This window comes from Mariniflexile sp., from assembly GCF_052728615.1.
This window is the reverse complement of sequence record NZ_JBFVFE010000012.1, coordinates 14,701-28,095: the sequence shown is the minus strand read 5'-3', so window position 1 is coordinate 28,095 and position 13,395 is coordinate 14,701. Positions and strand designations below refer to the sequence as shown.

Below are 13,395 nucleotides of genomic sequence, written 5' to 3'. Positions count from 1 at the left end.
CGGCTTTGCGAGAAAAAAGTAATCAGTTGCAGTTTTCAGTAAAATTTTGCGAGAAAAAAAGTATAAAAATTTGGGCGTTCCCTTTATCCTGAAACAAGTTCAGGAACCGGGGCGGGCTTTTCGCGCTACACGGTAGCTTGCTTCAATCCCTAACGCACCTGCCAATAAACAGTAACCAAAATAAAAAACAGTAACCAGCCCATGAAAGTAATAATCATAGAAGACGAAAAACCATCGGCACGACGTTTACAGCGCATGCTCACAGCTTTAAAAATGGAAACCGAAACCATGCTGCATTCCGTTGAAGAATCCATCCATTGGTTTCAAAACAACCCGCATCCCGATTTAATATTCCTGGATATCCAGTTAAGCGACGGCCTTTCATTTGAAATCTTTGAAGCCATCGAAATAAAATCCGCCGTCATCTTTACCACCGCTTATGATGAATATGCGCTACAAGCTTTCAAATTAAATAGTATCGACTATCTATTAAAACCTATTGACGACGACGATTTAGCAAAAGCCGTAAAAAAGTACCAAGAACGCTTACCGCAAAAACAAGCCGTTACGCTCGATTTCAACGATATTAAAAAACTCCTTGTCAACCCCATAGACCGCGAGTACAAAAAACGCTTTTCGGTAAAAGTGGGCCAACATTTAAAACTGATAAACATTGACGATATTGAGTGTTTTTACAGCGAAAATAAAGGCACTTATTTACACACCACAGAAGGAAGGAACTATGTGCTGGATACCACTTTAGAGCTGTTGGAAAACGAACTGGAGCCCCAAAATTTTTTCCGCATCAGCCGAAAATTCTTTGTAAACATCAACGCCATAAAAGATATGGTAAGCTATACCAACTCGCGCCTGCAAATTAAACTGAATTCTTATAAGGACGATGAAGTTATTGTGGCACGCGAGCGCGTTAAGGATTTTAAGGACTGGTTGGAGTAGGAGTTGTTTTTTAAGAGTTTTCATCTCTGCATTTGATGGAAGTAGTTATCTCTTATTATAGAACTGGTTAATCAAAAATGGTCAGGAAAAATATTTTTATCGACCATTTTATTATACGTTTAAACCTAAATCAACTTTTGTTGTAAATATTCATTAAGTACATGACAAAAATTTATTAACATCAAATTATTAAAAAAATCTCCTTAAATAATTCCTCCCCTTTTTTCAAGGGGAGGTGCCGATAGGCGGAGGGGTCAACTTTAATAGTTATTTTTATGATGTAAGATTATTTTTGTCATGTACTAAAAAATATTCAAATAAAATTTAAAAGGCTTATTTAAGATTTGATAAACTTGGTCTGGTAATTTTTTTCCCCATTTTGTATCTTGATCAGATAGATGCCATTGGACAGGGCATCCACATTTATATTTTGAATGGGGTTCTGCATAGCTTCTGTTTTTACCAATTTCCCATCTATGGAATAAATAGATATTTTGCATTTGGCATCCATATTTTTGGAAATGGAAATCGTAAACGCATTGCCCACAGGATTGGGGTAAATGGTAACCGAACCGTGTTTCCCAAAACTGTTTTGTTCAATGTTCAGAGTATTATTGGAATCTCCGTTTTCAATCACGACACCGAATATTCTTTTTGCACTTACCCCATTATTGGTCGCCAAAGTTATAGCGGTTAAAGACACTGGGTACGTGGTATATCTTACGTCAACGTCGCCCGCAGCATTTATATTTGAAGTGTCGCCCAAACGTTCAGTGGTTGCTACAATAGTAGCTGATGCAAAACCATTGGTAATATCTAATATCCTACAATTATTCCCAATCGGGCTACCAGTGGTTTGTTTACTTTGAAAAATGGCGAGATATTTTTTCCCTTCCAATTCAAAATATTTTGTTGAGTTGCTATCACTATCAATAATAGCGTTTCCTAATGTACTTTTATTAACACCGGTACTACTATAAAGGATGGTATTTTTAGCTATGGAATTCACAATCATATCACTATCATCACTGGTGCCGGTAGCGGCAACACAGGCTTGGTTGCCCATAGCTGCTGGTAATGTAATTTCAGTTGGACTTTGCACCTCGCCATTTATTACCAACCATCTAACCACTTTGGTGCCTCCTGATGCCGCAGCGAAAATCACGGCATTTTTAGAAATATCTCCTAAAACTGTGAATTTATCGCCCAGTCTGAGGTTTGATGGTGATGCGTAATCTATATAAACTGTTGGATCTGTTGTTTCATTAGCCCATTTATAAATTTTAAAGTTCGAAGAGCCTGTGTTTATTGTTAAATTGCAACCAAGCAGCATCCCATTGCTACTCGCCTCTATATCGTTTAGCCCAAAAGTGCCTCCTGAAATTCCTGTAACAGGCAACTCTCCTGAATCGGTGCCATCAAAGCAATTTAGTATTTTCACTTTTATACCATTACTTCTTGATACTACATAAACTTTATTGTTGGCATAAGCCAATCCTCTTTCTGTATCCGTGCCAAACCAAGTTGGCTTGTTGCCATCTGTTGAGGCTCTTTTCCAATCTATTTCCACGCCATTTGTAAATGTGAAACTTATGGGGTCTGAGTAATAAGACTTAAAACCACCAGCTTTAAAAGCTATAACTGTCCAATAATAAGTGGTTCCCAATGTTAAATCCGAAAAATCATAAGTACCCAGGGCGATGTCCTCATTTACTAGCACCGTACCATCTGTGGTGGTGTTGGGTGTGAAACCAACGTGTTTGTTCCAATTATCTTTTGAAGTCGCTATTTGAAGTCTATAGGTGGTGCCCGTTTCCGTAGGCATGTTCCACAAAAGATTCACGGGGTTGTCTAGGGTTGAAGATTGATCCATAGGTGCCGTAGGAACTGGTGTTTCCAAATTTGCCTTTTTGTAGATGGCCCAAACTGAAGGCACTAATCTATAGGATTCTGATGGGGTATTGATAAATGCATCTGGTGTCGCTAATTGCGAAGAACCTCCGCCATCAAAATTTAAAGCTTCCTCACAACCTAAGTTTTTTAAAATGGAAGCCATTAGTGGTAAAGATGCACCTGCTGAAATACCCGGTTGTCTTCCATCCGCAACCAATAAAATTACATGTTTATCTGTGGTATAGCCCATAGCGGATCGGGGATCCAATCCAGTATTTGACACACCAGACCCCCAAAAAACCTCTTCGGTATAGGTATCTACAATAGTCCCATTTTTAATTAAAACGGGGCCTGCACCCATGCCTTTTGTTAAATTGGTCCATTGTACGCCTCCACCCTGCGTAGGGGTTGGGGCAGGAAATCCATCAGCATTCGGGGCGGGGGTTGCATAGCTATATATATCGGCTTTGGTATTGCCAAAATGGTAAATCCAATTAACGGCCATCGTACCATCCGCATTAAAACCAAAAAAACCTCTCGTTACGGGGTAATTTAACCCACTTCTATTTAAAACGGCCACATTTTTAGCTTCCACAGTAGTATTTACAACTGCCGAGAACGAGGTGCTTCCACCAAAATAACCCCCATTCATGGCGGCTACGGCGCCTAAATTGGTTGCCCAATTTTTAACATGTGCATTGGTAGAGGATAGTACGGGCGTCAATTCCAAATCAGCATTATTAAGATCAACGTCTATATATTTAACCTTTAACGGGATGCTGGCGTCTTCTCCTGAAAAAACCTGAACGCCTGTTGGCATACTATAGCTTCCGGTAATATTGGTCCAAGTAATATTTTGTGCCGAAACAATAGACATATTAATGAACAATACAAATAGGGCGACCTTTTTCATAATAATAGTTTGTTGAGTTTAAATTGAATGCACGTAAAGGCCATAAAAAAAATGAGGCTGTTCGTTGGAATAGCCTCATTAATTAAATGGTGTATTTTTAGTTTTTAAGCAACTTGCTTGTCGATTGACTGTCGCCATTTTTTATTTTAACCACATACAGCCCTTTGCTTAAGTCTGCTATGGATATGGATTGTAATTTAGAAATCAATTTAGAAGATTTTACTTGGCGTCCATTGATGTCATATATAGTAGCTTCAGCATTTTTTTCAACCGCATTGCTTAAAGTGATTTGGAATTCATCACTCGCAGGATTAGGGTATATATTTGCTGCGGATACAGAAAACTTTTTATTTGATAAAACGGTACCTTGGTAAACCAGTGTGGTGCCACTTATGCCGTTGTTTGTGGCTAATGTGTAAACAGTAATGGTGTTGTTGATGCCATCTACCATATCGAGTTCTGTTTTTACACCTACGCCACCTGCGCCATTGACATTACTATTTGTACCTAGTTTTGGAGTACGGCTTATAGTGGCGGCGTTTCCTAAACCACCTGTTACATCCAATAATGTTGCTTGTTCTGCAATAGATGAATAAATAGCAATATACTCCTTGCCACCTAATACGAAATATTCAAAATCGGTTGCTGTACCTCCTAAAACCGAGGCTGAAACTTCTTCGTTTGCGTAAGTACCGTCTGCATTATATAAACGTAACGTTTTACCATAAGATTTCACTAACATTTGAGGGTTTGCACTGATAGTTTTTGGATATGCAACAGTATTGGTTCCTTGAACATCGGCTAATGTAATAACGGTAGGTGCTCCTATCGCACCAGCAGTTACTATCCATCTAACTATTTTATCGCTACTTCTTGCACCTGCGAAAATCACAGCATTAGTACTAATATCACCTGCAACAGTAAATACATCCCCTAAACGAAATATGGGGTCACTAGCGTCATTTGGATATTCTGCATAAACTGAAGGTGTAGCGTTTTCGCTATCCCATTTATAAATCTTAAATTTTGAGGTAAGACTTGGAGTAACGGTTAAATTACAAGCTAGAATACTACCATTAGTGCTTACTTCCACATCGTTTAAAGTGAATGTTCCGCCACCAACACCTGTGTAATTAGCAACATCTGTTAAGTCGGAACCATCAGCACCGTTAACAACATTAATTTTGTTCCCAAGCCTTGTAACCACATACATATGGTCATTCGTTGCGTGATAGGCCATGCCTCTTTCGGTATCGCCAGTCCCCATCCAAGTTGGATAATTTGAAGCTGCTTGAGATCGTTGCCAGTTAATTTGTGCATTCCCAACAAAAAAGCTGGCGCAGAATACTAATAAGTAAATTTTTTTCATAATATTAAAGATTAAATTAGTTATATAATGTAAAGATAATAAAATATTTTATTAAATGAATGTAAATTAATAAATATTTTTTAGTAAATGATTATTTTAACTCGAATCGTATTGTTTATTGAGCTTTTTTTTTGAAACCTGCTCAGGATATTATAAATGATTTCTTTTTATTTGTCCAAAAAATTTTATGAACAAACAATTAATGTCGATATTAAAACAAAATATAAAGTAGCTTTGTGCACGGACTTTTCGTCTTCTTAAAAAATATATTAAAATGAATTTAAAGGATTTACTGGATAATAATGTTGATAAAACACTCTCAGATTATAAATGGCACGTGCTTAGGCAGACCATCATTAAGCGCTTGCTGTCCGCAGGAAATGCTACCATAACAGAGTTGAGTTTGGATTTGCAATCCAGTGTGCCCACCGTAACCAAAGCGGTTAACGAGTTGCTCTCTGAAGGGTACATGATCGATATGGGAAAGGTTGCCAATAGTAGCGGAAGGCGACCCTCCTTATATAGTATCAACCCTACCTGTGCTTATTTCTTGGGTGTTGAAGTAGGGGTGGCAAGCGTATCTATGGGCTTGCAAAATATTAAAAATGAGTTTGTGAGTATCGAAATGGGTGCCTCTTTTGTTTTAAAGAATACCCAAGAATCGCTCATGGATTTTTGTAAATTATTAAATTCATTTATTGAGGATAGTTTGGTAAAAAGGGATATGATAGTTGGTGTCTGCATTAATTTATCGGGCAGAATCAACTCCATGGAAGGTTTTAGTTATAATTATTTTTATAAAGAAAATCGCCCTTTAATTGAAATCATATCCGAACAAATAAACCTGCCCGTGCACTTGGAAAATGATACCCGTGCCATGGCTTTTGGTGAATTCACTGAAGGCGTGGTTGATAACGAGCAAAATGTGATATTCCTCAACTATAGTTGGGGCGTGGGGATAGGGATTATAACGGACGGGAAACTTTACTACGGCAAGTCCGGTTATTCCGGTGAATTTGGACATAGTACTATCTTTGATAACGAACTTATGTGCCAATGTGGGAAATTGGGCTGCTTGGAAACCGAAGTTTCCGGGTGGTCCTTAGTGAACCAATTTCGGGAAGCCATTAATGAAGGCAAACAATCAAAAGTTAAGTTGGATGAAAATTTGGTCTCTTTACAGCATCGCGCCATTATAGATGGTGCCGTTAAATTGGAAGACAGTTTATGTGTGGATTTGGTAACGAAACAAAGCGACAAAATGGGGCGTTACTTGTCCATTTTGCTAAATATATTCAATCCGGAGCTATTGGTGATTGGAGGAGATTTTGCACAGCTTGGGGACTATGCGTTGTTGCCCATCCGGGTCGCTTTAAAAAAACATTCCCTCGGTTTGGTCAATCGGGATGTCACCCTTAAAAGATCCACTTTGGGCCGTCGTGCAGGAGTTATTGGTGCTTGTTGCATTGTAAAAGAAAAAATGTTGTCACTTTACTAGCTTAAAATCATTCTTCAAATCTAATTAATAAATATTTTTATTAATTATAGATGTATTAATAAAATATTATATATATTTGTGTTGTTCTATACAATTACAAATGGTAAAATTTATTAATCCACTCACTATCTCGTTAATTATTGTTACAGGGTTAGCCCTACACAAAATAAAGAAATCTCTTGTTTTAAATATCCCGTTTTCTTTGCGCATAATAGGAATGTATGTTATTGCAGCAACTGGTTTTCCCCCTGATTCAATTTCTAAAATTATAAAATCCATCAAACGCGGTCTAATCCTATCGAAGTATTTTGTTAGGTTTCAATGTCATCATAGTGACTTTGGAATTTATAGGGGGTTTAGTTCTATTTAAAAGTGAGAAGAGAATAATTAAAGAATAATTGCCAACAATGCAAAGTGGCGGGTTTTGTTATTAAAAATATTCAAAACAGTAACATATTGATTTAAAATACTTAACATCTATGTTTAAAATTAAAAATAGGGTAAACAAAGAATTGCATCTTGAAAATGATTTGTCTGAGTATGCCCATTTATACCAAAAGGAGTTATTGGAAGAAATCATTCCGTTTTGGGAAAAAAATTCCATCGATGCTGAGTTTGGAGGATATATTACCTGTTTGGATAGAGAAGGTAAGGTGTATGACACAGATAAGTTTGTTTGGCTTCAAGGCAGGCAAGTGTGGATGTTTGCGATGCTTTACAACAACGTTGAAAAAAAACAGGCTTGGTTGGATATAGCGCTAAACGGTGCCGATTTCTTATTGAAAAATGGAAGGGATAAAAATGGCAATTGGTATTTTTCCCTGAACCAAAAGGGCGCACCCTTAATTGAGCCGTACAATATTTTTTCAGATTGTTTTGCTGCCATGGCATTTGGTGAATTATTTAAAGCCACCAAGAACCCAGAGCATAAAGATGTCGCTATTGATACCTACAATAATATTTTGGCTAGAGAACACAATCCTAAAGGAGTGTGGAACAAGGCGCATAAAGGGACTAGGGATTTAAAAGGGTTTTCCCTTCCTATGATTTTATGTAATCTTTCCTTGATTTTAGAAGATGTTATAGGTAAAGAGGTGGTTGATAAGATGGTGCCGCTATTGATTGACGATATCATGACCAATTTTTTGAACAAAGAGCATGGGGTCATCATGGAAAATGTTCTTGCTGATGGTGGTTTTTGCGACAGCTTTGAAGGCAGACTTGTAAACCCCGGCCACGGAAATGAGTCCATGTGGTTTTTAATGGATTTGGCAGTACGGTACAACGATTTGGATTTAATCAAACAATGTGAGGATATTTTAATCCGTACCACAGAGTTTGGATGGGACCAAGAATTTGGCGGCATATACTATTTCTTGGACATCAAGGGGCAACCTATGCAAGAGTTGCAATGGAACCAAAAACTTTGGTGGGTACATATAGAAACGATGATTTCGTTTGCAAAAGCATATACGTTAACAGGAAATAAAACATGTAAGGAATGGTATATAAAATTACACGATTACACTTGGAAACATTTCCGGGATGAAAAACATAAAGGCGAGTGGTTTGGCTACTTGACCAGAGAAGGTAAGCCACTATTGGAAGCCAAAGGTGGTAAATGGAAAGGCTGCTTTCATGTACCGCGGGGGTTGTATCAATTATGGAAAACATTGGAATGAACTAACTAATTAAATAATAAATATTTACGTATGAAAAGAGTAATTCTATTTTTACTTTTGTGTGTCTTTTCTCTTAATATCGAGGCTCAGACAAAACAAATAAAGGGAACTGTTATCGATCAAGACGGATTTCCGCTTCCCGGGGCTACCGTATTGGTAACGGGAACCAAGACGGGGACTTCAACAGATTTCGATGGAAATTTTGTGCTGGACATGCCACAGAATATAACTTCTATTAATGTGAGTTATATTGGCTATAAAACAAAAACCGTGTCCACTCAAGGGCAAACTTCATTTAAAATACAACTGGAGACAAGTAATGTTGAGATGGACGAAGTGGTGATAGTTGGTTATGGCGTGCAAAAGAAGGCGACCTTAACAGGAGCCGTAGGAACTATTAAGGGTGAAGACCTTAACAAACGTAGCGTAGCATCATTATCTACGGCAATTCAAGGTACAGTTCCCGGCGTAACGGTTCAACAAACATCTGGAGAGCCGGGTAACGATGGTGCTCAAATAAGAATAAGAGGTATAGGTTCGATAGGTTCCAATACCTTTCCTTTAGTTTTGGTTGATGGTATAGAAATGGATATCAATCAGGTGGATATGAATACGGTGGAAACCATCTCCGTTTTAAAAGATGCTGCTTCTGCTTCAATATATGGCTCCAGAGCATCCAATGGTATTGTTTTGATAACGACTAAAAGAGGTACGGAAGGCAAATTTAAAGTATCGTTTGATACCTACTCTACGCTTCAAACACCTACCAATATGCCACGGGTGATTAAGGCTGCTGATTTTCTTCAAGCGGAATTAAACTCTTTGGACAATGCAGGAATTATTCTTCCAAATGAACAACGTGTTGAAAGGGAACAAATAATTGAAGACCAACGGAATTTTAAACCAGACAATTGGAATCGCTACGATACCGATTGGAGAGCTGCTACGGTAAAGACAACGGCACTAATGACCAACCACAGTTTAACACTGTCCGGTGGAAGCAAGGATTTTAAATATTATGGTGCTTTAACCACCTTGAATCAAGGTGGACTCATAGCCAATAATAATTTTAAGCGTATTAATATTCGGGTCAATACAGATGCCAACCTTAATAGTTGGTTAAAGTTTAGTAATGAAATATCTTATAGAGATTCTGAACAATTAACACCTGGTATTTCATCTCCCAAAGAAATCATCAATAAATCTTTATATTTATTGCCTACATTATCGGCAGTAAGGGAGTTAGATGGAAATTGGGGTTATGGTAAAAATGGGGACAACCCAGTAGCCAATGCCGAAGATTCAGGTACTAGAACTTTAAAAAGTCCTGAAATTTTATTTAATGCCACACTTACCGCTACGCTCATTCAAGATTTAGTATTTGAAGCACAGTACAGTTACAGAAAAACCGAGCAACGTGGTACATATATATTAACACCTTACAAAACGTCGTTAAAAGGAATAGATTTAGGATTTTTTCCTGGGACTGATGGCGTTCAAGAAACTTGGAATCAAAATATTAGAAATTATTTTAGAGCACAAGCATCTTATGTAAAAACCATGGGCTTACACAATTCCAAAATTTTAATTGGAACCCAATCTGAGGATAATTTATTTACCGATATCAGTGCTTCAAGAAGAGATTTTGAATTAGATCGCTACTATTTAAATAATGGAGATGCCAGTACTGCTGTGGCAAATGGTGGCGCTACAGATTGGTCCATAGCCTCTTTTTATGGTAGATTTAATTATGATTATGACAATAAGTATTTATTTGAATTAAGCGGTCGCTATGACGGGTCATCTCGATACATAAAAGACCGATGGGGTTTATTTCCTGCGGTTTCTGTAGGTTGGGTGGTAAGTAAAGAGAAATTTATGGAGCCTTTAAAAGGTGTGATTAATTTTTTAAAATTAAGAGCCTCTGTTGGGGTCTTAGGAAATCAAGACTTAGTGAGTACGCTAAACAATGCAAACCAAGCGAATTATGCTTATGCCTCTCGTATAGAACCAGGGTATAGTTATTGGATTGATAAACAATTAGCTGCGGGGGTTGCCCAAACTACATTGTCTAATCCTAACTTAAGTTGGGAGAGTTCTAAACAACAAAATTTTGGAGTAGATGCTAATTTTTTTAATAATAAATTAACCGCCACTTTCGATTATTATATAAAGGATATTTATGATATGTTAATAGCTTATCCTGTAACCTATTACACGGGCTTAAATCCAACATTTTTAAATTCTGGTGATATGCAGAATAAAGGTTTTGAAGCCAGTTTGAATTACAGGGGCAAAATTGGAGAATTCAAATATAATGTTACCGCAGTATTAAGTAACAATGAAAATGAAGTGACTAGTTTACTCAGTCCTTTTTCAGATAGAAGTTTAACAGTTGGATATCCTTATCAAGGTATTTGGGGTTATGTAACTGATGGGTATTATAGAGATTCTGATGATGTGGCAAATTCCCCAAAATTATCAAACTCAGCGGCACCTGGCTACGTAAAATATGTAAAAACCGATGCAAGTGGTTTGAATCCTAATCAAATAACAGAAAGAGATAGAGTGTTTTTAGGAGACCCGTTTCCACATTACGAATACTCATTAAATATAGCGGGAAATTATAAGAATTTTGACTTTACATTGTTTTTCCAAGGTGTTGGGGAGCGAAAGGTGGTATTGAGTGGCATTGGTTTAAGGCCCTTTTTTAATGGCTCTAATTTGTTTACCCACCAGTTGGATTCTTGGACGCCTGATAATCTGGATGCAGCCTACCCGATATTGGTGCCAGAAGCCAATTCTGCCGATAACTTTGTGGTTTCTGACAGATGGGTTAAAAATGGTGCTTATTTAAGATTGAAAAACGTGGTATTAGGTTATAATTTACCTAAATCATTTTTAGAAAAAACTAAAATAGACGGGGTAAGGCTGTATATAAGTGGTCAAAATTTATTTACCTTAAGTTCGTTCTACCCAGGTTATGATCCTGAGGTTAATTACGGAGGAAGACTTGGAGGGGAATTCTACCCTATCATGCAGACCTATACCATTGGTGCTAACTTTAAATTTTAAAAAAATGAAATCAATTAGAAAAACTATAATAGGATTGGGTCTTTTAATAGGCTTTGTGTCTTGTGATGACTATATAGATAAAGAACCATTAAGCGAATATTTGTCTTCCAATTTTTATAATAATGAAGCGGCTATTGAGCAAGGGACTAATGGTGCGTACCAAGGTATGTACATGGAAAGTAGCCTGTTGCCTTTTTTTACGCTTTATGATATGTACACACCCATGGGCATTGAACGTGCGGACAATAGCAGTATAGGCGTAGGAAACTCAAATTTAGAAATGTCGTTTGTAGTTGAGTTGCAATGGGCCAACTTTTACAAAGGTGTGGCACGTGCCAATGCCGTTATTGAAGGTTCTGAACCTTATTTGGCTGGATTGAGCGATAAGGCAAAACAGTATGTAGCTGAAGTAAAAACCATTAGAGCGACGCATTACCACTACTTAACTTCTTTATATGGTGATGTACCATTTTTTACAAAATCGGTAACTCCAGAAGAACGACTAAGTGCACCAAGGACCCCTTGGATTGATATTGTGGACTTTTTATTGCAAGATTTGGAGGAGGCAAGTACACTATTGCCTTGGCAAACAAACCAACTGGGAAGAATAGATAAATCATATGCACTAGGTCTAAAATCTAGAATAGCACTTTATGCTGGTTCGTGGTACAAAGAAGGTTTTGGTAAAGATGGCGTAAAAGACGTAGCCAAAGCTGCTATTTATTTCGATATCGCAGCAAAAACATCGCAACGCATCATCGCAGAGTCTGGAAGAGCTGTAAGTCCAAATTTCGCCGATTTATTTACAAGGGCAGGTCAACTTACACCAGCTTCAAAAAGAGAAAATATTTTTGCTTTGGCATATTCCGATCAATCATCCAGAAAATACCATTATCAATCTTTTGGTGAAATGGCTAGAACAGTGGGTGGACAATCCGGACGTTTTCCAACACAGTTATTGGTAGATACTTACGAAATGACCAACGGAAAGAGAATTGACGAGCCAGGTTCAGGGTATGATCCTAAAAAACCTTTTGAAAATAGAGATCCACGTTTAAAAATGAGCATCTATACCCACGGCGACAGAATCATTGCCAATAATGGTGGCGTTAAGTTGGAAATCCAAATGGAACTTTACAATCCAAGAACATTATCTTTTGACGGCACAGGGAATTCTCAACTCATTACAAATCTCGATTACACAGGGTCTGTAGCGCAATTTGGATATATTCAAAGTGGTGTTGGTTATTTATGGAAAAAATACAATTTCTTCAATGATGAAATTGTATCAGAACCAACTTATAATGTATTGTTGATGCGCTATGCAGAAATATTATTGATATATGCCGAAGCAAAAATTGAATTGAATCAAATAGATAATAGTGTTACAAGTGCTTTAAATGAAGTGAGAGGAAGAGTCAACATGCCAATCATCACTTCAACAGATCCAACAAGATTAAGACAGTTAGTTCGTAGAGAGCGGAAAGTAGAATTGGCAAGAGAATCTGGATTGCATTTTTTCGATATGAGAAGATGGCGCACCGGAGCTTTGGAAAATGCCGAAAAAACGTATGGCTATCCTTTAGCCATTGGGGTTAATGCTTCCACCAATACCTATCCAGATGGGTATGACCAAGTGTTGCCCAGTATGGTGCCAACGTATGGAGGAACGGGATCTGCCAGAGATTTAAATGATTTAGCTTTATATGGAGCTTATGGAAGTAGATTGCGCCAAAGAGATAAAGATAGACCTAACAATTGGGATGATAAGTTTTATTTGTGGCCTATTCCACAAACCGAATTAAATAAAGCGCCATGGTTAACGCAAAACGATGGATACGGTCAATAAAATGCTGTATTTCAATGTTCATTCTGTTATATTTTAATCAGAATTGAATGATAAATTAGAATGAATAAAAAAAAATAAACAAATCAAACTTTCATACCGAGGCATCAATACTCGAAAAATAATTATATGGAAGTAAATGAGACAAAAACAAATAATATA

7 protein-coding genes are annotated in these 13,395 nt (G+C 37.4%); 5 read left to right on the top strand and 2 right to left on the bottom strand.

What is annotated here, in order from left to right; genetic code table 11:
- Positions 1 to 201 precede the first annotated feature (201 nt).
- Positions 202 to 957 (top strand): LytR/AlgR family response regulator transcription factor, encoded by a 756-nt coding sequence (locus ACU1LP_RS06785; RefSeq protein ID WP_445731221.1) that lies wholly within the window; start codon positions 202 to 204, stop codon positions 955 to 957.
- A gap of 337 nt (positions 958 to 1,294) precedes the next feature.
- Here ACU1LP_RS06785 and ACU1LP_RS06780 read toward each other — a convergent pair whose 3' ends face one another.
- Positions 1,295 to 3,763: a DUF4623 domain-containing protein gene (locus ACU1LP_RS06780; RefSeq protein ID WP_445735916.1), complete on the bottom strand. Its 2,469-nt coding sequence runs from the start codon at positions 3,761 to 3,763 to the stop codon at positions 1,295 to 1,297.
- Positions 3,764 to 3,860: 97 nt separating this feature from the next.
- Entirely contained in the window at positions 3,861 to 5,132 is a 1,272-nt protein-coding gene (locus ACU1LP_RS06775) for a T9SS type A sorting domain-containing protein (protein WP_445735915.1), read from the bottom strand.
- A gap of 274 nt (positions 5,133 to 5,406) precedes the next feature.
- On the opposite strand from ACU1LP_RS06775, the gene ACU1LP_RS06770 reads away from it, so the two are divergent.
- From ACU1LP_RS06770 to ACU1LP_RS06755, 4 genes are all read left to right on the top strand, one after another.
- The gene (locus ACU1LP_RS06770) at positions 5,407 to 6,630 is read left to right on the top strand and encodes an ROK family protein (protein WP_445731224.1); all 1,224 of its coding nucleotides are present in this window, start codon (positions 5,407 to 5,409) and stop codon (positions 6,628 to 6,630) included.
- Between the two features lie 479 nt (positions 6,631 to 7,109).
- Positions 7,110 to 8,312, top strand: a complete 1,203-nt coding sequence (locus tag ACU1LP_RS06765) for an AGE family epimerase/isomerase (RefSeq protein ID WP_445735914.1) — start codon at positions 7,110 to 7,112, stop codon at positions 8,310 to 8,312.
- A 30-nt stretch (positions 8,313 to 8,342) separates the two neighbouring features.
- The gene (locus tag ACU1LP_RS06760) at positions 8,343 to 11,387 is read left to right on the top strand and encodes a SusC/RagA family TonB-linked outer membrane protein (protein ID WP_445735913.1); all 3,045 of its coding nucleotides are present in this window, start codon (positions 8,343 to 8,345) and stop codon (positions 11,385 to 11,387) included.
- 4 nt (positions 11,388 to 11,391) lie between these two features.
- A complete protein-coding gene (locus ACU1LP_RS06755; protein ID WP_445735912.1) occupies positions 11,392 to 13,236 on the top strand; it encodes a RagB/SusD family nutrient uptake outer membrane protein in 1,845 nt (614 codons plus the stop codon).
- Positions 13,237 to 13,395 lie beyond the last annotated feature (159 nt).

Excerpts from the sequence above, each read along its gene's own strand:
- ACU1LP_RS06785 (WP_445731221.1), top strand. The coding sequence starts at position 202 with ATGAAAGTAATAATCATAGAAGACGAAAAACCATCGGCACGACGTTTA.
- ACU1LP_RS06780 (WP_445735916.1), bottom strand. The coding sequence starts at position 3,763 with ATGAAAAAGGTCGCCCTATTTGTATTGTTCATTAATATGTCTATTGTT.
- ACU1LP_RS06775 (WP_445735915.1), bottom strand. The coding sequence starts at position 5,132 with ATGAAAAAAATTTACTTATTAGTATTCTGCGCCAGCTTTTTTGTTGGG.
- ACU1LP_RS06770 (WP_445731224.1), top strand. The coding sequence starts at position 5,407 with ATGAATTTAAAGGATTTACTGGATAATAATGTTGATAAAACACTCTCA.
- ACU1LP_RS06765 (WP_445735914.1), top strand. The coding sequence starts at position 7,110 with ATGTTTAAAATTAAAAATAGGGTAAACAAAGAATTGCATCTTGAAAAT.
- ACU1LP_RS06760 (WP_445735913.1), top strand. The coding sequence starts at position 8,343 with ATGAAAAGAGTAATTCTATTTTTACTTTTGTGTGTCTTTTCTCTTAAT.
- ACU1LP_RS06755 (WP_445735912.1), top strand. The coding sequence starts at position 11,392 with ATGAAATCAATTAGAAAAACTATAATAGGATTGGGTCTTTTAATAGGC.